This is a genomic window from Streptomyces sp. TRM68367, assembly GCF_014495685.1.
In the GTDB taxonomy this organism is placed as follows: Bacteria; Actinomycetota; Actinomycetes; order Streptomycetales; family Streptomycetaceae; genus Streptomyces.
Genome location: NZ_JACTVI010000004.1, coordinates 102,849 through 122,827 on the forward strand (window position 1 = coordinate 102,849; position 19,979 = coordinate 122,827).

19 protein-coding genes and 2 pseudogenes are annotated in these 19,979 nt (G+C 72.7%); 9 read left to right on the plus strand and 12 right to left on the minus strand.

Features of this window, described 5'->3' with window-relative positions; all coding sequences use genetic code 11:
* Positions 1-56: 56 nt before the first annotated feature.
* Positions 57-614 (plus strand): putative glycolipid-binding domain-containing protein, encoded by a 558-nt coding sequence (locus H8R17_RS04515; RefSeq protein ID WP_187821811.1) that lies wholly within the window; start codon positions 57-59, stop codon positions 612-614.
* Here the strand turns inward: H8R17_RS04515 and H8R17_RS04520 are convergent.
* Positions 611-2,251, minus strand: a complete 1,641-nt coding sequence (locus tag H8R17_RS04520) for an ABC-F family ATP-binding cassette domain-containing protein (RefSeq protein ID WP_187821812.1) — start codon at positions 2,249-2,251, stop codon at positions 611-613. The two genes, H8R17_RS04515 and H8R17_RS04520, sit on opposite strands and share 4 nt — an antisense overlap.
* Before the next feature lie 196 nt (positions 2,252-2,447).
* Here H8R17_RS04520 and H8R17_RS04525 point away from each other — a divergent pair, with 196 nt between their 5' ends.
* The 3 genes from H8R17_RS04525 to H8R17_RS04535 all read left to right on the plus strand — a co-directional run bounded on the left by H8R17_RS04525 (position 2,448) and on the right by H8R17_RS04535 (position 7,478).
* Positions 2,448-4,406 carry a Xaa-Pro dipeptidyl-peptidase gene (locus H8R17_RS04525; protein WP_187821813.1) on the plus strand — a complete coding sequence of 653 codons (1,959 nt, stop codon included), beginning with the start codon at positions 2,448-2,450 and terminating at the stop codon, positions 4,404-4,406.
* Positions 4,406-5,671 (plus strand): M14 family metallocarboxypeptidase, encoded by a 1,266-nt coding sequence (locus H8R17_RS04530; protein ID WP_399476290.1) that lies wholly within the window; start codon positions 4,406-4,408, stop codon positions 5,669-5,671. The genes H8R17_RS04525 and H8R17_RS04530 overlap by 1 nt, the downstream gene beginning before the upstream one ends.
* A gap of 82 nt (positions 5,672-5,753) precedes the next feature.
* The gene (locus tag H8R17_RS04535) at positions 5,754-7,478 is read left to right on the plus strand and encodes a BCCT family transporter (protein WP_187821815.1); all 1,725 of its coding nucleotides are present in this window, start codon (positions 5,754-5,756) and stop codon (positions 7,476-7,478) included.
* 27 nt (positions 7,479-7,505) lie between these two features.
* On the opposite strand, the pseudogene H8R17_RS04540 reads toward H8R17_RS04535, so the two are convergent.
* Positions 7,506-8,231: pseudogene (locus H8R17_RS04540) on the minus strand (FAD-dependent oxidoreductase); the annotation flags it as partial.
* A gap of 155 nt (positions 8,232-8,386) precedes the next feature.
* Here H8R17_RS04540 and H8R17_RS04545 point away from each other — a divergent pair.
* Positions 8,387-9,580 (plus strand): glycosyltransferase family 87 protein, encoded by a 1,194-nt coding sequence (locus tag H8R17_RS04545; RefSeq protein WP_316959306.1) that lies wholly within the window; start codon positions 8,387-8,389, stop codon positions 9,578-9,580.
* A 25-nt stretch (positions 9,581-9,605) separates the two neighbouring features.
* Here the strand turns inward: H8R17_RS04545 and H8R17_RS04550 are convergent, their stop codons facing one another.
* Together H8R17_RS04550 and H8R17_RS04555 are read right to left on the minus strand one after the other, a co-directional pair.
* Positions 9,606-10,085, minus strand: a complete 480-nt coding sequence (locus H8R17_RS04550; RefSeq protein ID WP_187821816.1) for a hypothetical protein — start codon at positions 10,083-10,085, stop codon at positions 9,606-9,608.
* 28 nt (positions 10,086-10,113) lie between these two features.
* The gene (locus H8R17_RS04555; RefSeq protein WP_187821817.1) at positions 10,114-10,323 is read right to left on the minus strand and encodes a hypothetical protein; all 210 of its coding nucleotides are present in this window, start codon (positions 10,321-10,323) and stop codon (positions 10,114-10,116) included.
* A gap of 184 nt (positions 10,324-10,507) precedes the next feature.
* Between H8R17_RS04555 and H8R17_RS04560 the strand changes: the two genes are divergently transcribed.
* Positions 10,508-11,212, plus strand: a complete 705-nt coding sequence (locus H8R17_RS04560) for a MerR family transcriptional regulator (RefSeq protein WP_187821818.1) — start codon at positions 10,508-10,510, stop codon at positions 11,210-11,212.
* Here H8R17_RS04560 and H8R17_RS04565 read toward each other — a convergent pair.
* The 4 genes from H8R17_RS04565 to H8R17_RS04580 form a co-directional block, all read right to left on the minus strand.
* Entirely contained in the window at positions 11,198-13,399 is a 2,202-nt protein-coding gene (locus tag H8R17_RS04565; RefSeq protein WP_187821819.1) for a 3-hydroxyacyl-CoA dehydrogenase NAD-binding domain-containing protein, read from the minus strand. The genes H8R17_RS04560 and H8R17_RS04565 overlap by 15 nt on opposite strands.
* 41 nt (positions 13,400-13,440) lie before the next feature.
* On the minus strand, positions 13,441-14,655 hold the full coding sequence (locus H8R17_RS04570; protein WP_187821820.1) for an acetyl-CoA C-acetyltransferase: 1,215 nt from the start codon (positions 14,653-14,655) through the stop codon (positions 13,441-13,443).
* Positions 14,656-14,666: 11 nt separating this feature from the next.
* Positions 14,667-15,833: a CaiB/BaiF CoA-transferase family protein gene (locus tag H8R17_RS04575; protein WP_187821821.1), complete on the minus strand. Its 1,167-nt coding sequence runs from the start codon at positions 15,831-15,833 to the stop codon at positions 14,667-14,669.
* A 114-nt stretch (positions 15,834-15,947) separates the two neighbouring features.
* A complete protein-coding gene (locus H8R17_RS04580; RefSeq protein ID WP_187821822.1) occupies positions 15,948-16,328 on the minus strand; it encodes an MmcQ/YjbR family DNA-binding protein in 381 nt (126 codons plus the stop codon).
* Between the two features lie 102 nt (positions 16,329-16,430).
* Here H8R17_RS04580 and H8R17_RS04585 point away from each other — a divergent pair, with 102 nt between their 5' ends.
* Complete coding sequence (locus tag H8R17_RS04585) at positions 16,431-17,609, plus strand: trans-acting enoyl reductase family protein (RefSeq protein ID WP_187821823.1); 1,179 nt, start codon at positions 16,431-16,433, stop codon at positions 17,607-17,609.
* A 20-nt stretch (positions 17,610-17,629) separates the two neighbouring features.
* Here H8R17_RS04585 and mmpA read toward each other — a convergent pair whose 3' ends face one another.
* The gene (gene mmpA, locus H8R17_RS04590) at positions 17,630-17,776 is read right to left on the minus strand and encodes a morphogenic membrane protein MmpA (protein ID WP_187821824.1); all 147 of its coding nucleotides are present in this window, start codon (positions 17,774-17,776) and stop codon (positions 17,630-17,632) included.
* Positions 17,777-17,964: 188 nt separating this feature from the next.
* On the opposite strand from mmpA, the gene H8R17_RS04595 reads away from it, so the two are divergent.
* Entirely contained in the window at positions 17,965-18,159 is a 195-nt protein-coding gene (locus H8R17_RS04595) for a hypothetical protein (RefSeq protein WP_187821825.1), read from the plus strand.
* Here the strand turns inward: H8R17_RS04595 and H8R17_RS04600 are convergent.
* Positions 18,147-18,842, minus strand: coding sequence for an endonuclease V (locus tag H8R17_RS04600; protein WP_187821826.1), 696 nt, complete (start codon positions 18,840-18,842; stop codon positions 18,147-18,149). The two genes, H8R17_RS04595 and H8R17_RS04600, sit on opposite strands and share 13 nt — an antisense overlap.
* Positions 18,843-18,904: 62 nt before the next feature.
* Here H8R17_RS04600 and H8R17_RS04605 point away from each other — a divergent pair, with 62 nt between their 5' ends.
* Positions 18,905-19,201, plus strand: coding sequence for a YciI family protein (locus H8R17_RS04605; protein ID WP_187821827.1), 297 nt, complete (start codon positions 18,905-18,907; stop codon positions 19,199-19,201).
* Between the two features lie 9 nt (positions 19,202-19,210).
* Here the strand turns inward: H8R17_RS04605 and H8R17_RS04610 are convergent, their stop codons facing one another.
* Together H8R17_RS04610 and H8R17_RS49075 are read right to left on the minus strand one after the other, a co-directional pair.
* Entirely contained in the window at positions 19,211-19,534 is a 324-nt protein-coding gene (locus H8R17_RS04610) for a plasmid stabilization protein (RefSeq protein ID WP_187821828.1), read from the minus strand.
* Positions 19,535-19,615: 81 nt separating this feature from the next.
* Positions 19,616-19,912, minus strand: a pseudogene (locus H8R17_RS49075) (oxidoreductase); the annotation flags it as partial.
* Positions 19,913-19,979 lie beyond the last annotated feature (67 nt).

Sequence of the window (19,979 nt, forward strand, 5' to 3'; positions counted from 1 at the left end):
CGGACTCTCCGGTAGGGCGGGAGGGTCCGGGCCCGGTCCGCGCATAAGGTGACGGCATGTCGACCTCACGCGTCATCACCTGGGACGTCACGGCGAGCCGGGGGTACGAGACCTCCTGGGCGGAGCTCGGCGAGGGGGTGCTGCGGGCGCGCGGCCGGGCGGTCGGGACCGTGCCGGAGCCGTACTGGATCTCGTACGAGCTCGACACGGCCGGGGACTGGGTGACCCGGCGGCTGTATGTGACGGCCGAGAGCGCCTCGGGGACCCGGACGCTCGACCTGCGGCACGACGGCAGCGGCGGCTGGACCGCCGACGGCGAGCCGCTGGCCGAGGTGCGGGGCGCGCTCGACTGCGACCTGGGGCTGTGCCCGCTCACCAACACGATGCCGGTGCTCCGGCACGGGTTACACCGGGCGCCCGGCGAGCGGGAGTTCCTGATGGCGTGGGTGTCCGTGCCCGACCTGACCGTACGGCCGTCGCGGCAGACGTACACCCACCTCGGGCCCGGGCGGGTCCGTTACGCCTCCGGGGACTTCCGCAGCGACCTGGAGTTCGACGAGGACGGCTGCGTGGTCGACTACCCGCATCTGGCCATGCGGCTGACGCCCCGTTAGCGCTCGGTCACCTTGCCCTCGGCGACCTCCAGGCGGCGCGTCACGTGGACCGCGTCCAGCATGCGCCGGTCGTGGGTGACCAGGAGCAGGGTGCCCTCGTAGGCGTCCAGGGCCGACTCCAGCTGTTCGATTGCGGGCAGGTCGAGGTGGTTGGTCGGCTCGTCGAGGACCAGCAGGTTGACGCCCCGGCCCTGGAGGAGGGCCAGCGCGGCGCGGGTGCGTTCGCCCGGGGAGAGGGTCGCGGCCGGGCGCAGGACGTGCTCGGACTTCAGGCCGAACTTGGCCAGGAGGGTGCGGACTTCGACGGGTTCGGTGTCGGGTACGGCGGCGCGGAACGCGTCGAGCAGGGGCTCCGGGCCGTGGAACAGCCTCCGGGCCTGGTCGACCTCGCCGAGCAGGACGCCCGAGCCCAGGGCGGCGTGCCCGGCGTCCAGCGGGACGCGGCCCAGCAGCGCGCCGAGCAGAGTCGACTTGCCCGCGCCGTTCGCGCCGGTCACCGCGACCCGGTCCGCCCAGTCGATCTGCACGGACACCGGGCCGAGCACGAAGCCGCCGCGCCGTACCTCGGCGTCCCGCAGGGTCGCGACGACCGCGCCCGAGCGCGGTGCCGCCGCGATCTCCATGCGCAGCTCCCACTCCCTGCGCGGCTCCTCGACCACCTCCAGGCGCTCGATCATGCGCTGTGTCTGGCGGGCCTTGGCGGCCTGTTTCTCGCTGGCCTCGCTGCGGAACTTGCGGCCGGTCTTGTCGTTGTCGCCGCCCGCCTTGCGGCGCGCGTTCTTCACGCCCTTGTCCATCCAGGCGCGCTGCATCTGGGCGCGGTCCTGGAGGGCGGCCTTCTTGTCGGCGAACTCCTCGTACTCCTCCCGGGCGTGCCGCCGGGCCGTGTCCCGCTCCTCCAGATAGGCGTCGTAGCCGCCGCCGTAGAGGTTGGTCTGCCGCTGGGCGAGGTCGAGTTCGAGGACCTTGGTGACGGTGCGGGCGAGGAACTCGCGGTCGTGGCTGACGACGACCGTGCCGGCGCGCAGGCCGCCGACGAAGTGTTCCAGGCGCTCCAGGCCGTCCAGGTCGAGGTCGTTGGTCGGCTCGTCCAGCAGGAACACGTCGTAGCGGGAGAGCAGGAGGGAGGCGAGGCCGGCGCGGGCCGCCTGGCCGCCGGACAGGGAGGTCATCGGCTGGTCCAGGTCCACGGCCAGGCCCAGGGAGTCGCCGACCTCGTCGGCGCGCTCGTCGAGGTCGGCGCCGCCGAGGGCGAGCCAGCGCTCCAGGCTCGTCGCGTACGCGTCGTCGGCGCCGGGCGCCCCGTCGACCAGGGCCTGCGTCGCCTCGTCCATCGCGGTCTGGGCCTCGGCGACGCCTGTGCGCCGGGCCAGGAACGCCCGTACGGTCTCGCCGGGCCGCCGCTCCGGCTCCTGCGGCAGGTGGCCGACGGTCGCGGCGGGCGGGGACAGCCTGAGCTCGCCCTGCTCGGGGGCGGTCAGTCCGGCGAGCATCCGCAGCAGCGTGGACTTGCCCGCGCCGTTGGCCCCGACAAGCCCGATCACATCGCCGGGCGCGACGACGAGGTCGAGCCCGGTGAACAGGGAGCGGTCGCCGTGGCCGGCGGCGAGGTTCTTGGCGACGAGGGTGGCAGTCATCAGGGCGTGATCCTAACGACCCGCGCCACCCGCCGTCCGCTCCGTTTCCGCAGCCTGCCACGGCACCGCCCGCGACGCGCCACGGCCGCCGACGGCGTGACGCTGGAGATCTTCACCCTCCGCCGCCACCCCCGCCACCCCCCGCCGCCTCGACTACCCCCTTTTTCCTGGGAGTTGATCGTTGTACCGTCCGCCCATGCCGAAACGCATGCACGTCACGACCTGGAGACCCCTGGCCGCGGCGGCCACCGCCGCCCTGCTGGCCGGCCTGCTCACGCCCGCCGCGGCCACCGCCGCCACGCCGCGCAAGAGTGAGCCCGTCCACTCGTACGACAAGGCGGTCCGCGAGGCCGTCTGGGTGGACACCGGACTCGACGGGGACGGCGACGGAAAGCGCGACCGCGTCGCCGTGGACATCGTCCGCCCGAGCGAACCCGGCCGGCAGGGCCGGAAGGTGCCCGTCATCATGGACGCCAGCCCGTACTACTCCTGCTGCGGGCGCGGCAACGAGAGCCAGCGGAAGACGTACGACGCGAACGGCAACGTCGTGCAGATGCCGCTGTTCTACGACAACTACTTCGTGCCGCGCGGCTACGCCGTCGTCGGCGTCGACCTCGCCGGCACCAACCGTTCCGACGGCTGCGTCGACGTCGGCGGCCGGTCCGACGTCCGGTCCGCGAAGGCGGTCGTCGACTGGCTGAACGGCCGCGCGAAGGCGTACACCACCCGCACCGGCACCACCCCCGCCAAGGCCACCTGGACCAACGGCAAGACGGGCATGATCGGCAAGAGCTACGACGGCACGGTCGCCAACGGCGTTGCCGCCACCGGAGTCGAGGGCCTGCGGACCATCGTGCCGATCAGCGCCATCTCCTCCTGGTACGACTACTACTTCCAGCAGGGCGCCCCGCTGTACGACTCCGGCCCCGACTGGCTGTCCAACTACGTCAACAGCCCGGACGCCCGCGCCAGGTGCGCCGCCGTGCAGCGGGGGCTCGTCGAGGGTGCCCCGCGCACCGGCGACTGGACCCCGCTGTGGTCCGAGCGCGACTACGTGAAGGCCGCGAAGAGGGTCAAGGCCAGCGTGTTCCTGATCCACGGCATGCAGGACCTCAACGTGCGGATGAAGCACGTCGGCCAGTGGTGGGACGCCCTCGCGAAGAGCGGCGTGGAGCGCAAGATCTGGCTGTCGCAGACCGGTCACGTCGACCCGTTCGACTTCCGGCGGGCCGAGTGGGTCGACACCCTGCACCGCTGGTTCGACCATGAACTCCTCGGTTACGACAACGGCATCGACCGCGAGCCGGTGGCCGACATCGAACGCCACCCCGACCAGTGGGTCACCTCCCCGGCGTGGCCGGCGCGCGGCACCACCCCCACGACCCTGCGCCCGGCCGAGGGCACGCAGGACGGCGTCGGCTCCCTCGGCCTGCGCAGGGGCACCGGCACCGAGACCTTCACCGACAACCCGCAGCTGAGCGAGACCGACTGGGCCGCGAAGGCCGACACGCCCACGCCCGAGAAGGCGGGCTTCGTCACCGGGCCGCTCACCCGCGACCTGCGCCTGTCCGGCTCCTCCGAGGTGACCGTCACCGCGACACCGAGCACGCCGACGGCCCACCTGAGCGCCGTCCTCGTGGACCTCGGCCGCGACACGATCCGCGACTACGCCGACGCCGCCGAGGGCATCACCACGCTCACCGACCGCAGTTGCTGGGGTCCGAGCACGGCGGGCGACAGCTCCTGTTACAAGGAGACCCGGGCCAAGACCGCCGACGTCGACTACACGATCGTCAGCCGCGGCTGGGCGGACCTGGGCACCTATGCCGCCGCCGGCAAGGGCGTCCCGCTCACCCCGGGGAAGCCGTACACGCTCACCCTCGACCTGGCCGCCACCGACCACGTCGTCCCGAAGGGCCACCGCCTCGCCCTGATCGTCGCGGGCACCGACAAGGGCCTCATCGATCCGCCCGCCGACAAGCCGACGCTCACCGTGGACCTGTCCCGCACCTCGGCGCGCGTCCCGTTCGTCGGCGGCGCCGACGCGTTCGCCCGGGCCACCGCCGGCGCGGCACACGCCGCCCCGCAGGGCACGGTCCTGGACGGCGTACGCGATCCGCGCACCACGCAGCGGGTCCCGGGGGGAGACCGGTGATCCGCGTCCTGACCGTCACCGGCGCCGTCCTCGCCGCGTCCCTCGTCACGGTCCCGGCGGCGCGGGCGACCGACGGCCCGCCGCGCACCGGCTTCGAGCGGACGAACGGCGCCCGCTGGACCACCCAGCCCGAGGAGCAGGATTTCCTGGCGGCCGTCGACCGGGCGAGCGGCCGCGTGTCCGTCTCCCGCATCGGTACGGCCCAGCAGGGCCGCCCGCTCCAACTGGTCCGGATCGGCACGCGTCCGGCCCCGAACAAGGTGCTCCTCGTGTGCGGCCAGCACGGCGACGAACCGGCCGGCCGCGAGGCCTGCCTGAGCACGGTCCGCGACCTGGCCCACGCGCGGGACCCGGGCACCCGGCGCTTCCTGGAGCGCACCACGGTCCTCGTCGTGCCCACCGCCAACCCCGACGGCCGGGCCGCGAACACCCGCGGCAACAGCGACGGCGTCGACATCAACCGCGACCACGTCGCCCTGCGGACCGCCGAGGGCCGCGCCCTGGCCGCCCTCGTGCGCGACCAACGCCCCGACGTGGTCTACGACCTGCACGAGTACGGGGCGAGACCGCCGTACTACGACAAGGACCTGTTCGATCTGTGGCCGCGCAACCTCAACACGGCCCCGGCCGTGCACGACGTGGCCGAGACCCTGTCCGGGGCGCATGTACGGCCCGCCGCGCAGGCCGCCGGGTACTCGACGGGCACGTACGGCATCTGGACCGACCCCGTGACGGGCGAGCCGATCCGGCAGGTGGCCGGGGACGGGCAGGAGCGCATCCTGCGGAACATGTCCGGCGTCAAGCACGCGGTGGGCCTGCTCATCGAGAGCCGTACGGACCCGCTCACGGAGGCCGAACAGCGGGACGAGGCACTCAACAACCGGCGCCGGCTGACCTCCCAACTCGCCGCACTGAAGGGCCTGTTCGGGTTCGTGGACGCGCGGCGCGGCCAGGTCGAGCGGGCCACGGGCGCCGCCCGGCTCGCGGGCCTGTCCGACACCGGCCCCGTCTACCTCGGCGGCGCCGACAACGACCCGCCCGAACCGTCCGAGGTGATCCAGGACCCGCCCTGCGGCTACCGGCTCACCGGCGCCCAGTACACGCAGGTGCGGGACGAGCTCGCCCTGCACGGCGTGCACGTGCGCAGGGACGGCGAGGGCGCCCTCGTCCCGCTGCGGCAGTCGCTGCGCGCCCTCGTGCCGCTGCTGCTCGACGAGCGGGCCGCATACCACCTCACGGCGGCCGAACCCGATATCGACTGCTGAAGAGGTGAGATCGGCGGCACTTGTGGTAGGTGCCGTACCGGAGAAACATGATCCGCCAACTCCTTGGTGAAAGGTGCCGTCTGTGACGCACGACCGACAAAGCGACCAACACACTCATGAGGGAGGCTCGCTGCCAGGCTCGGAAGCGGGCATCCCCCGTCAGGAACCGCCCCGGACCGACCGGGTAGTGTTCGGCGCCACCGCCGTGCTCACCCTGGGGTTCGTCATCTGGGGCGCCTCCGCGACGGACTCGCTCGAAGACGTCTCCAGCAGCATGCTCGAAGGGCTGATCCACAACGGCGGCTGGGCGTTCATGCTGGCCGCCTCCGGGTTCGTCGTCTTCGCCCTGTGGCTCGCCGCCAGCCGCTACGGCCGGATCCACCTCGGCACCGAGGGCGAGGAACCGGAGTTCCGCACGGTGTCGTGGGTCGCCATGATGTTCAGTGCCGGCATGGGCATCGGCCTGATGTTCTGGGGCGTGAGCGAGCCGCTGGCGCACTACGGCTCGCCCCCGCCGGGCACCGCCCCCGCCGACTCCGGGGAGCGTATGTCGACGGCGATGGCGACCACCCTGTTCCACTGGACGCTGCACCCCTGGGCGATCTACGCCGTGGTCGGCCTCGCCATCGCCTACAGCACCTTCCGCAGGCGGCGCCGCCAGACCATCAGTGCCGTCTTCACGCCGCTCATCGGCGAGAAGAACGCCAACGGTGTCGGCGGCCGGGTCATCGACATCCTGGCCATCGTCGCGACCGTGTTCGGCTCCGCGGCCTCGCTGGGGCTCGGCGCGCTGCAGATCGGTTCCGGCGTGGAGGAACTGGGCTGGATGGGCAAGGTGAGCACCGGGCTGCTCGTCACGATCATCGCGGTGCTGACCGTGGCGTTCGTCGCGTCCGCGGTCTCGGGTGTGGAGCGGGGCATCCAGTGGCTGTCCAACATCAACATGGTGCTGGCGCTGCTGCTCGCCGTGTTCGTGTTCGCCGTCGGGCCCACCATCGTCGTGCTGGATCTGCTGCCCACCTCGCTGTTCTCCTACCTCGGCGACCTGCCGGAACTCGCCGCCCGCACCGAGGCCAGCGGCGGCAAGGGCGTCGCGGACTGGCTGGGCAGCTGGACCGTCTTCTACTGGGCGTGGTGGATCTCCTGGACGCCGTTCGTCGGCATGTTCATCGCGCGCATCAGCCGGGGCCGGACGATCCGGCAGTTCGTCGGCGGCGTCATCCTCGTGCCCAGCACGGTCAGCCTGATCTGGTTCGCGATCTTCGGCGGCTCGGCGATGAAGCAGCAGGAGCAGGGCCGGCTCGGTGCGGAGGACACTCCCGAGGGCCAGCTCTTCGCGCTGCTGCGGGACTACCCCCTCGCCACCGTCACCAGCCTGCTGGTGATGATCCTCGTCGGCATCTTCTTCGTCTCGGGCGCCGACGCCGCCTCCATCGTGATGGGCACCCTGTCGCAGAAGGGCGCGCTCGAACCGAGCCGCCTGATGGTGGTGTTCTGGGGCGTGGTCACCGGGGCGGTGGCGGCCATCATGCTGCTGGTCGGCAGCGGCGACGGCGACGCGCTCAACGGCCTGCAGAACCTGACGATCCTCGCGGCGGCGCCGTTCGTCGTCGTGATGATCTTCATGTGTGTGGCTCTGATGCGCGATCTGCGCCGGGACCCGGTCATCGTGCGCGGCGAGATGGGCACCGAGGCCGTCGAAATGGCCGTGGTCGAGGGTCATCGCAAGTACGACGGCGACTTCGAGTTCCGCGTCGGTCCGGGCCGCGGCCCGGATGTGGAGGGCGACCCCATCGGCAAGCACTGACCACGGACCACCGCCGGACAGGCGCGGTCAGGGGGCGGCGGCCAGCTCCGCCGCCTCCTGAGCGCAGCCCCAGGCCACGGTGACGCCCCCGCCGCCATGGCCGTAGTTGTGCACCAGCACTCGCCCGTCCGGCAGCGTTTCGCGCTCCAGCCGGACCCCGGGCCGCGCGGGCCTGAGCCCCACCCGGTGGCCGGGAACCCGCGCCCCGGCGATCTCCGGCCGGAGCGCCGCGCACCGCCGTACGATCGCCTCGGCCACGGCCGGATCCGGCTCCGTGTACCACACGTCCTCCTCCGCGGTGCCGCCGAGCACGAGGCCGTCCGGCTGCGGAAAGAAGTACGCCGGCTCGCCGGCGGCGTCGGTGGAGACGAGCCAGGTGTCGATCCCCGGGTTCTCCACGACGACCAGTTGCCCGCGCACGGGCCGTACGGACGGATCCGGGACGAGCTCGCGGGCGGCGAGCCCGGTGCAGTTGACCACGACCGGCGCGCCGGCCTCGGCGAAGGAGGACACCGTACGGTCCTCGACCAGCCCGCCCGCCTTGACGAACCGCTCCCGCAGCCAGCGCAGGTGAGTCGACATGTCGATGAGCGGCAGCCGCGCCCGGATCGCCGTCCCCGCGTACTCCGCGGCCGTCGCCGCCCGCAGTCCCGGCACCCGGCCGGCCAGCCATGCGTCCGCCCCGTCCAGGTCGGCGCCGCCCAGTACCCCTTCGACCATGCGTACGCCGGTCGCCTCGGGGCGCATCGCCATGCAGGAGACGGGCACCTCCGGGAGCCGCGGGGGCGGTCGGCATCACGCCGTACCACGACATCGCCGGCACCACGCGGCCTCGCTCGCGCGGCCGGCGCTCACCCTTGCCGCGCGGCGCGCCGGATGTGACGGTCCGTCACCTTTAGGATGCGGGCGTGGACCCCACGCCTCCCCCGACCGTCACCCCCTGGCTGCACCGACCCGCCTCGGTCCCGGCCCGGCTGGCCGCCGTGGCTCTGCTGGCGGTCATGGTCCACCGGGCCACCACCGTTGTGCGCCCCGGTCTGGACAACACCTTCGTGGTGGCCGCGACCCGCACGTTCCTCGACGGGGGATCTCCCTACGCCGACCCCCGCTTCCTCTATCTGCCAAGTGCCGTGCTCGCCGCCGTGCCCGAGGCCCTGCTCGACGACCGGCTGCTGCGCGTGGCCGCCCCCTGCATCGCCGGCGCCCTGGTTCTCACCGGCTGGCTCCTCGCCCTGCGGATCTTCGGCGTGTCCGCGAACAGCCGGCTGGCGGTGCTCGTCGCGGGCGGACTCGCCTACTTCATGCCGTTCTGGAGCGTGGTCGTCCTCGCCAACTGGACCGCCTCCTCGGTGGCACTGATGCCACTCGCGCTGCTGTGCGCGGCCCGCGGCCGCTGGACGGCCGCGGGCCTGGTGACCGGGCTCGCCGTCGCGCTGAAACCCATGCTCGCCCCGCTGCTCCTGCTCTTCCTCTTCGCGCGGGCCTGGCGAGGGGCCGCCGCCGTCGTCCTGGTCCCGCTCGCGGCCTCCGCCACGGCGGCGCTGGCCATGCCCCGGCCCGGTCTCTTCTTCACCCGCGTCCTGCCCTTCCTGCTGCGCGGGCAGGACGACCTCGCGCGCCCCTACGACGCCTCGCTGGTCACCGTCCTGCCCCGGCTGTCCGTCACCGCCTGGATCGCCACGCCGGCAGCGCTCGCCCTGGCGGGGGCGGGACTGCTGCTGGCCTGGCGGCGCTGGCAGGGAGGCGGGGATCCTCGTCTGCGGCTGGTGGAGACCTCCGCCATGCTGATGCTCGCCGCCTTCCTCGTCTCCCGGCCCGCGTTCCTGCACTACGCCCTGGTGCCGCTGCTGCCGCTGCTGGCCTCGGCGGGTGTGCCGGGGAGCGCGCCCCGCTCGCCCTGGTTCTGGATCGCCCTGCTGCCCCAGGTCCCGGCGTTCGCCTGGCCGTTGCTGGAGGCGCCCGAACGCCGGGCGTTCAAGGACGCCGCGATGTTCTGCCTGCTCGCGGTCGCGGTCGGCGCGCGCTGCCTGCGCCCGGCCGGCACCGGGCGGCCAGAGGCGCCCGCCGCGCACCGAGTGAGCTTCCGGAGTCGTACGCCGTGACCGCGAGGGTGGCGCAGTCGCCGGCTCAGCTCGTGTCCGCCGCCGGCGCGGGCGCGACCGGCTCGCCCAGGACGCGGCTCGCCAGTTCGGTGGCGAGGTCGGCGGCGTGGACGCGCAGGGCGGCCTCCGCCGCCGTTCGCTCGGCCTCGATGCGGGCCGTGGCGTCGGCGAGCAGGCCGTCGCGTTCGCGCACGCCGTCCGCACGCGCGGCGGTGATGAGCGCGGCGCCCTCCTCCTGGGCCCGCTGCCGGATGCGCGCGGCGTCATGGCGAGCGCCGGCGAGCAGGGCGCGCACCTCCTCCCGCGTGGCCTCGGCCTCGGCGCGGAGATCCTCGGCCCGCTTGCCGACGCCCTCGGTCGCCTCCTCGCGGGCCTCCAGGACGTGGTTGATCCGCCGGAGCAGACGGGTCATGGCGAGGTAGCACAGAGCGAACAGGACGGCACCGGCCACCAGTTCCGGGACCGGTGGGTTCAACGGGCCGATGTCCATGGGAAGCAGCTCCATGCCGGAGCTTTACCCGCTCATCCCCACTTCACTTCGTGAACCGGGGCAGTTCCTCGTCGGCCGCCCTCGACACCCGGCGCCGGATCGCGAACCATCCGCCGACGAGGATGACCGCGATCAGGGGGATCAGCAGCAGCGTCTTGCGGCCGACCGCGGCGTACGCGAAGATCACGCCCTGCACGACGAGGACGACGGGCATCAGGCCGTGCGGGAAGACGCCGCCGTGGTCCGTGACCACACTCAGGCCCGGGGTCCGGCCGCCGACCTCGTGCTGGTGGCGAGAAGGACCAAGGCGTCACCTTTCCCCGGAAACCGCTTCATACGCGGTGGCCCATTCACAGAGCGGCTCATCTCACTGGAGCGGGAAAGGTGATCGCCGCAGGAGGTTTCACAGCACTTGTGAGACAGCGATACTGCTGCACATGACCACCGAAGCCGAGGAGCCGACCCTCACGATCGACGAGCTGGCCGCGCGGGCGGGCCTCACGGTGCGCACGGTCCGCTTCTACGGCACCCGGGGTCTGCTGCCGCCGCCGGTGATCGGTCCGCGGCGCGTGGGCCACTACGGGCGGGAGCACCTGGCCCGGCTGGCGCTCATCGAGGAGTTGCAGCACCAGGGGATGACGCTGGCCGCGATCGAGCGCTATCTGGACCGGCTGCCGGAGGGCCTGAGCCCGCACGATCTCGCGATACACGGGGCGGTGGTGGCCTCCTGGGCGCCGGACGCGGTGGAGACGGTGACCCGGGAGGAGCTTCAGCGGCGGGCGGGGCGGCCGCTGGGCGACGACGACGTCGAGCGGCTGGCCGCGATGGACGTGGTGCGGCCCGGGGACGGCGGGTACGACGTCGACCTGGGCATGCTCCGGCTCGGCGTCGAGCTGCTGGACGTACCGCTGTCGCAGGAGGCGATCCTCGCAGCGCGCGAGGTCCTCGTGGATCACACGCGCGCCGCGGCTCACGAGCTCTACCGGCTCTTCCGGGGCGAGGTGTCGGAGCGTGCCGCGCGGGACGTGAAGTCCCTGTCGGCCCACATGCACCCCTTGGTGGTGCAGGCGCTGCTGACGGCCTTCCAGCGCTCACTGAAGGAAGAGCTGGGCGAGTGGCTCACCCGGTCAGGCCCGGACTGAGTCGCCGAACACCTCCCCCTTGTCCGCCTTCTCCACCAGCAGCGTGGGCGGCGTGAAGCGGTCGCCGTAGCGTTCGGCGAGCTCACGCGCGCGTGCCACGAAGCCGGGCAGTCCGGCACCTACCCGGGCGCCGCCCTCGTAGCCGTTGATGTACTGCAGGACGCCGCCGGTCCAGCCAGGGAAGCCGATGCCGAAGACGGAGCCGATGTTGGCGTCGGCGACGGAGGTCAGGACGCCTTCCTCCAGCAGCCGGACCGTGTCGAGGGCCTCGGCGAAGAGCATGCGTTCCTGCATGTCCCGGAAGGGGATCCGCGCGCCGTCCCGCGTGAAGTGCTCGCGCAGGCCCGGCCAGAGGCCCACGCGGTTGCCGCTGTCGTCGTAGTCGTAGAAGCCGGCGCCGCCGCTGCGGCCGGTGCGGCCGAACTCGTCGATCATGCGGTCGACGACCGTGTCGGCGGGGTGCGGCGTCCAGGTGCCGCTCGCCTCTTCCACGGCCCGCCTGGTCTCGTCCCGGATCTTGCGGGGCAAGGTGAGCGTCAGCTCGTCCATCAGGGACAGCACCTTGGCCGGGTAGCCCGCCTGGGCCGCCGCCTGCTCGACGGAGGCGGGTTCGATGCCCTCACCGACCATCGCCACGCCCTCGTTGATGAAGTGCCCGATGACGCGCGAGGTGAAGAAGCCGCGCGAGTCGTTCACCACGATCGGCGTCTTCCTGATCTGCCGGACCAGGTCGAAGGCGCGGGCCAGCGTCTGCTCGCCGGTGCGCTCGCCCTTGATGATCTCGACGAGGGGCATCTTGTCGACGGGTGAGAAGAAATGCAGGCCGATGAAGTCTGCGGGCCGCTCGACGCCCTCCGCCAGCAGCGTGATGGGCAGCGTGGAGGTGTTGGAGCACAGCAGGGCGTCCGGCGCGACGACCGACTGCACCTCCTGGAACACCTTGTGCTTGAGCGCCGGATCCTCGAAGACGGCCTCGATGACGGCGTCACAGCCCGCCAGGTCCCGCGCCTCGGCGGCCGGGGTGATGCGGGCGAGCAGCGCGTCCGCCTTCTCCTGTGTCGTACGGCCCTTGGCGACGGCCTTGGCGCACAGCTTCTCGGAGTAGCTCTTGCCCTTCCGCGCGGCGTCCAGGGACACGTCCTTCAGGACGACGTCGATGCCCGCTCGGGCACAGGAGTAGGCGATGCCGGCGCCCATCATCCCGGCGCCGAGGACGGCGACCTTGCCGACCTGGCGCGACTCGACTCCCTGGGGGCGGCTGGCGCCGGAGTTGACGGCCTGGAGGTCGAAGAAGAACGCCTGGATCATGTTCTTCGAGGTCTGGCCCGCGGCGAGGTCCACGAAGTAGCGGGCCTCGATGACCTGGGCGGTCTCGAAGTCGACCTGGGAGCCCTCGACGGCCGCGGCGAGGATGTTGCGCGGTGCCGGGTAGGGGGCGCCGTTGGTCTGCTTGCGCAGGGTGGCCGGGAACGCGGGCAGGTTGGCCGCGAACTTGGGGTTGGCCGGCGTCCCGCCCGGGATGCGGTAGCCGGGCCGGTCCCAGGGCTGCTGCGACTCCGGGTGGGCCTCGATGAAGGCGCGCGCCTTGGCGAGCAGTTCCTCCCGGGTCTCGGCCACGTCGTGGATGAGGCCGTTCTCCAGAGCGCGCCACGGGCTGTACTGGGTGCCCTGGAGCAGCACCTTCAGCAGCGCGTCGGCGATGCCGAGCAGGCGTACGGTGCGCACGACGCCACCGCCCCCGGGGAGCAGGCCGAGGGTGACCTCGGGGCAGCCGATCTTCGCGCCGGGCGCGTCCAGGACGACGCGGTGGTGGCAGGCCAGGGCGATCTCGTAACCGCCCCCCAGGGCCGCGCCGTTGATGGCCGCGACGACGGGCTTGCCGAGGGTCTCGATGCGGCGCAGGTGGCGCTTGACGGACATGGTCGCCTCGTAGGCCTCCTGGGCCGTCTGCGGCGTCACGCGGATCAGGTCGTGCAGGTCGCCGCCCGCGAAGAAGGTCTTCTTGGCGGAGGTGATGACGACCCCGCGGACGGTGTCCTGCTCGGCCTCCAGGCGATCGGTGACCATGGCGAGGGAGTCGCGGAACGCCTGGTTCATGGTGTTCGCGGACTGGTCGGGGTCGTCGAGGACGAGGGTGACGACGCCGGTGCGGTCCTGTTCCCAGCGGATGGTGGTGCTCTCGGTCATGACAAGATCTCCGTAGAAGTCTGGTGGTTACGCCGGGGAGTTCAGAGGCGTTCGACGATCGTCGCGACACCCATGCCGCCGCCCACGCACAGCGTGGCGAGGCCGTAGCGCTTGTCCTGGCGCTCCAGTTCGTCGACGAGCGTGCCGAGGATCATCGCGCCGGTCGCGCCCAGGGGGTGGCCCAGGGCGATCGCGCCGCCGTTGACGTTGACCTTGTCCAGCGGCAGGTCCATGTCCTTCACAAAGCGCAGCACGACCGCCGCGAAGGCCTCGTTGATCTCGACGAGGTCGATGTCGTCGATGGTCAGCCCGGCCTTGGCGAGCGCCTTGCGGGTGGCGGGCGCCGGGCCGGTGAGCATGATGGTCGGCTCGGAGCCGGACACGGCGGCGGACACGATCCGCGCGCGCGGGGTGAGGCCGTGGCGCTCGCCGACCGCCTTGGAGCCGATGGCGACGAGCGCGGCGCCGTCCACGATGCCGGAGGAGTTGCCCGCGTGGTGGACGTGGTCGATCTTCTCGACCCAGTGGTACTGCTGGAGGGCGACCGCGTCGAAGCCGCCCAGGTCGCCGATGTCCGCGAAGGACGGCTTGAGGCCCGCCAGGGAGTCGGCGGTGGTGCCGGGGCGCAGGTGCTCGTCGTGGTCGAGGACGACCAGGCCGCTGCGGTCCTGCACCGGCACGACGGAGAGCGCGAAGCGGCCCTCCTTCCAGGCCGTGGCCGCCCGCTCCTGCGACAGGGCGGCGTACTCGTCGACGTCCCGGCGGGTGAAGCCCTCGATGGTGGCGATCAGGTCCGCGCCGATGCCCTGCGGCACGAAGTTGACGGTGAGGTTCGTCATCGGGTCGTTGAACCAGGCTCCGCCGTCCGACGCCATCGGCACCCGGGACATCGACTCGACGCCGCCCGCGAGGACGAGGTCCTCCCAGCCCGAACGGACCTTGGCCGCGGCCAGGTTGACGGCCTCCAGGCCCGAGGCACAGAAGCGGTTCTCCTGCACCCCCGCGACCGTGTCGGGCAGGCCTGCGGCGATGGCGGCGATCCGGGCGATGTCGGAGCCCTGGTCGCCGACCGGGCCGACGACGCCGAGGACGATGTCGTCGACGGCGGCCGGGTCCAGGCCCGGGAAGCGGGCGCGGATCTCCTGGATGAGGCCGACGACCAGGTCGATGGGCTTCGTGCCGTGCAGGGCGCCGCTGGCCTTGCCGCGCCCGCGCGGGGTGCGGATCGCGTCGTACACGTACGCTTCGGTGGTCACGGGGAGGCCTTTCACTGAGGGTTTCCGGGGCTGTGCGGGTCTTCTTGAGGTGCGGGCAGGAGTCCGGGTACGTCCCAGTCGTGGGCCACGTCCGCCGTGTGGGCGCCCGGCTGTGCGGGCCCGGTGCGGACGGTGGCGGGTGTCTGGGAGAAGCGGGGGGCCGGGGCGGGCTGGGTGATGCCGCCGTGGTCGGTGAACGTGCCGCGGGCGGCGAGGTGCGGGTGATGCGGGGCCTCGCGCAGGGTCAGGACGGGCGCCACGCACGCGTCGGTGCCGTCGAAGACGGCCGTCCACTCGTCCCTCGTACGGGTCTTGAAGCGGGCCGCGATCTGTTCGCGCAGTTCGCCCCATCGGGTGACGTCCTTGCGGGCCGCGGCCTGGTCCTCGACGCCGAGGAGGCGGAGGAACTCGTCGTAGAACTGCCGCTCCAGGGCGCCCACCGCCATGTACTTCCCGTCGGCCGTCTCGTACGTCCCGTAGTAGGGGCAGCCGCCGTCGAGGAGGTTGGCGGCGCGGCGGTCCTGCCAGCCGCCGGCGGCCAGCATGCCGTGGATCATCGCTCCGAGGTGGGCGGCGCCGTCGACGATGGCAGCGTCGACGACCTGGCCGGTGCCGGTCGCGCGCGCGTGGTGCAGGGCGGCGAGGATGCCGACGACGAGGTAGAGGGAGCCGCCCGCGTAGTCGCCGAGGAGGTTGGCGGGAGGCGGGGGCGGCTGGTCCGGCGTGCCGATCATGCCGAGGGTGCCGGTGAGGGCGAGGTAGGCGATGTCGTGGCCGGCCCGGTGGGCGAGCGGGCCCTGCTGGCCCCAGCCGGTCATCCGGCCGTAGACCAGCCCCGGGTTGCGGGCGTGGCACTCCGCGGGGCCGACGCCCAGGCGCTCGGCGACGCCGGGGCGGTAGCCCTCGATCAGGATGCCGGCGCGTTCTACGAGGTCGAGGACGCGGGCGGGGCCGTGCGGGGACTTCAGGTCGACGACCACCGAGCGCTTGCCGCGGTTGGTGACGTCGCACGCGGGGTCGATCGCCAGGCCCGCGCCGCCGGGGCGGTCCACGCGGACGACGTCGGCGCCCAGGTCGGCGAGGAGCATGGCGGCGAACGGGCCGGGCCCGATCCCGGCCAGCTCGACCACACGCACCCCGGTGAGCGGGCCGTTCCCCGCCGCCCTTGCCATTGTCATCCGAGCCCCAGTCTGTGACATGACCGATGTAACACCAATGACGCCAAGAACACGTTTCACCCGGAACAAGGCCTCGGCAAGCAAGCGCTTAGCCAAGTGCCGGCGACCGTCGCCTCAGCGACCGTCCAGTTCCGCCGTCAGCCGCTTCGGCGCGATCGTGCGGTAGCTCTCCTCCACCCAGTCGCACAGCAGCTCCGCGGCCGGGGCGCCCTTCTCCCCAAGGGGAATGCTCACCCAGCCGGATCTGCCCAGTCCGTACCCCGCGGGTTCGGCGCCGGGTACGGACAGGGCGTGGGCGTGGGCCGCCTCGTCCTTGAGCTTCACCGTCATCCCCAGCGGATAGCTGCCGTCGTCGACGCCGAGGAAGACGAACACCTTCTTGTTGACCTTCGCGACGGACTCGCCCCACGGGAACTCCTCGACGGCGCCGGGCAGCCCGAGGGCGAACTCGCGCACTTTCTCCCATTTCCTCAGGGCATTCCTGGGCACGGCCACCTGCAACCTCCGGGCTCGTCGTCGGGCTCCGCACTCCTCACGCTAGCCTCGGCCACCGACAGCGGCGCGTGCGGCGAGGATACGGCGAGACCAAGGGGTGTCATGAGCAGGCTGAACAGGACGGACCGGCCGTACGACATCGTGCTCTTCGGGGCCACGGGGTTCGTCGGCACCCTCATCGCGGAGTACCTCGCCGCACACGCGCCCGGGGAACTGCGCTGGGCGATCGCCGGGCGCAGCGAGGCGAAGCTGGAGCGGCTGCGGGACCGGCTGCCGGGGGACGCGCGGCCGGGGGTGCTGCGGGCGGACGTGTCCGATCCGGCGTCGGTGCGGGAACTCGCCGCACACGCGCGCGTGGTGGCCACGACGGTGGGCCCCTATGTGACGTACGGGGAGGAGCTCGTCGCCGCCTGCGCGGAGGCCGGCACCGACTACCTCGACCTCTGCGGCGAGTCCGAGTTCGTGGACCTGATGTACGTACGGCACGACGCACGCGCGCGGGAGACCGGTGCCCGGCTGGTGCCCGCCTGCGGCTTCGACTCCGTGCCGCACGACCTGGGCGCCTACTTCACCGTGCAGCAGCTGCCGGAGGGCGTGCCGCTGACGGTGGACGGGTTCGTGACCGTCGACGCGTCCCCCTCGGGCGGCACGTTCGCCTCGACGCTGGGCCAGATGGCGCGCATGCGGCAGATGGCGGCGGCAGCGCGGGACCGGGCGCGGCACGAGCCGCGAATGGTGGGCCGCCGGGCCGTGGCGCCGACGGGCGCGCCGCGGTTCGCCCGGGAGGTCGGCGCGTGGGCGCTGCCGATGCCGACCATCGACCCGCAGATCGTGCGGCGCTCAGCGCGGGCCCTGGAGCGCTACGGTCCCGACTTCCGCTACCGGCAGTACGCGGCGGTACGGCGGCTGCCCGTCGCGGTGGGCGGGGTCGCGGCGTTCGGCACACTGGTCGCCGCGGCCCAAGTGCCTCCCGCCCGGCGCTGGTTGTCCGCCCGGCTCAAGCCCGGCGAGGGGCCCGGCCCCGAGAAGCGGGCGAAGAGTTCGTTCTCCCTCCGCTTCGTCGGCGAGGGCGGCGGGCGTCGCGTGTTCACCGAGGTCTCGGGCGGCGATCCCGGGTACGGCGAGACGGCGAAGATCGTCGCCGAGTCGGCGATGTCGCTGACCTTCGACGACCTGCCGCCGACGGCCGGGCAGGTGACGCCGGCGGTGGCGATGGGCGACGCGCTGATCGGACGGCTGCGCGCGGCGGGGATCCGGTTCCGGGTGGCCGCCGCGCGCTGAGCCACGGTTGCGGGCGACCGTTACAGCGGCCACGCGGCGAGCGTGTAGATCATCCCGGCTATCCAGCCGAGCCCGGCCAGCACGGCGAGGATCAGGCCGATGGTCACGGCGCGCTCGACGGGCCGGCTGGGGTGATCCATGGGCTTGGGGGCGCGGTGCGTCGTCATGGCACCCAGCCTGCCGGTCGCGACGGCGCCCCACATCCGTACAAGTACTCAGGCCCCGTACTCAGACCGCCCGCCGGACGGCCCCCTCCCCTCATCCCCGGTTTGAGACTTTTCCGTTGCTCTCGGCAAGCCACGAGCGGCAACGGCGGCAAAGTACCAAGAAACAGTGCAATGAAACACTTGAAGGTATGAAATTCCTTCTCGAAGTCACCATGGACGACGGCGCGTTGACCCAGAACCCCGAAGGCGAGCTGGGCCGGATCCTCCGCTACTGGGGCGGCAACCTGAAGCACTACGCCCTGCGGCCCGGCGACGGGTCGGAGATCTACGACTCGGAGTACCGCGAGGTCGGCAGCTGGCGCATCGAGGGTCAGGCCGGGTAGGCGGCCGCCCGCAGCGCCCTGCGGCACAGGGCGTCCGCGCGGCGGGTGGTCTCCGGCAGACGGTAGGCGGGGGTCAGCGCCAGCGTGTGGGCGCAGGCGCCCGCCAGGCTCACCCGGTGGCCGACGGAGACGAAGACCGGTTTGACGCCGTCCCGGGTGCGCAGCGCGCGGCCGACCTCCTCGGCGCCGGCGAGCAGCGGGGACGTACCGCCGCGCGGCGCGCCCGGCTCGTCGTACGTGAAGGTGAACGGGTTCTTGGCGACGCCGATCGTGGGCAGGCCGGTGAGGACGCCGAGGTGGCTGGCGAGGCCGAAGCGGCGGGGATGGGCGAGGCCGTAGCCGTCGCAGACGACGAGGCCCGGCGGGCAGGGCAGGGCCTCGAGAGCGGCGAGCGCGGTGGGGATCTCGCGGAAGGCGAGCAGCCCGGGCACGTACGGGAAGCTGACCTGCCCGACGGCCGTGGCCTCGGCGACGACGTCGAGGGTGGCCGCGTCCAGGACGACTGCGGCGGCCGCGACGACGTCCCGCTCGTCGTCGTAGGCCACGTCGACACCGGTCACGTGCCCGGTGCCGGGCGGCGGCCCCGGCTCGTCGCGCACCACGCGGGCGCGCAGCTCGTCCTGCACGGCCCGGGCCTGCTCCTCGGTCACGGGCCAGCCCGCGGGAATGCGTACCGTCGTCATGGTGGTGCCGAGCGTACGGGCCCCGAAATGGCTGCCGGGGCGGCGGGGGTAGGCTCGCGGCCATGTTCGTCCTGGAGCTCACCTACACCGCCCCGCTCGCCGCCGTCGACGCCGCGCTTCAGGCGCATGTGGCGTGGCTCGACGAGCAGTACGCCAAGGGGGTGTTCCTGGCCTCGGGGCGCAAGAACCCCCGCGACGGCGGCGTGATCATCGCCGTCGCCGAGGACCGCGCGCGGATCGAGGCGATCACGGCGGGGGACCCGTTCGTCACCGCGGGCGTGTGCGCGTACCGGATCGTCGAGTTCGAGGCGACGAAGACGGCGCCCGCCCTGAAGGCGTACCGGGAGACATCCGACTGAGGCCGGGCCTCACTTGCCCAGCGCCCGGCGCAGTTCACTCTTGTTCATGTCCGAACGGCCATGGATGTTGCGGCGCTTGGCCTCCTCGTACAGCTGGTCGTAGGTCGGGCCCTGAGAGCCCTGGCCGGACCGCTGGCCGCCCCGCTTGCCGGACGACATGTCCTGCTTCGACGTGCGGCTGGCGGTCTTGGACTCGCCGGACCGGGCGCGTTCCTTGTTCACCGTCCGGGACGCGATCTCCTTGGCGCGCCCGGTGCTCTCGCCGCGCTCCTCTGCGCCCTTCTTGATGTGCTCGTACTGCCGTTCCCGCTTCGAGCTCGAACCGCGTGGCATGTCCGCTCACTTCCTCTCAGGTTCGGTGACCGAGTACCCACATTGCCGACAAAAGCAGCAAGTCGCACGGTGTCGGTAGGCCATTCGGGTCACGCGGCCGTTCTCCCCGGCGGCCCAGCAGCCGAGGTCGGGGGCGCAGTCCACGATGTCGTACGAGCCCGTGTCGACCGTCCGCCAGGGGCGGCCGGCGTACGTGGTGAGGTCGGTGCCGGTGGGGCCGACGGGCGAGGGCGGCGGTGCGGCTGTACGGGAGCCAGTTGACGCCGGTGCGGATGGGGCGCCTGCCGGCATGCCCGCGCTCGGCGGCACCGTCCAGCTGCGGACGCCGTCGCTCGCCGCAGGATGCGGAACCTGCCGTCCACCGGGTCGCTCGTCGCCAGGCCGTGGCGGCGGTAGAAGGCGCGGCAGTGTCCCGGAACTGGCGTGACAGAAGAGGCCACAAGTG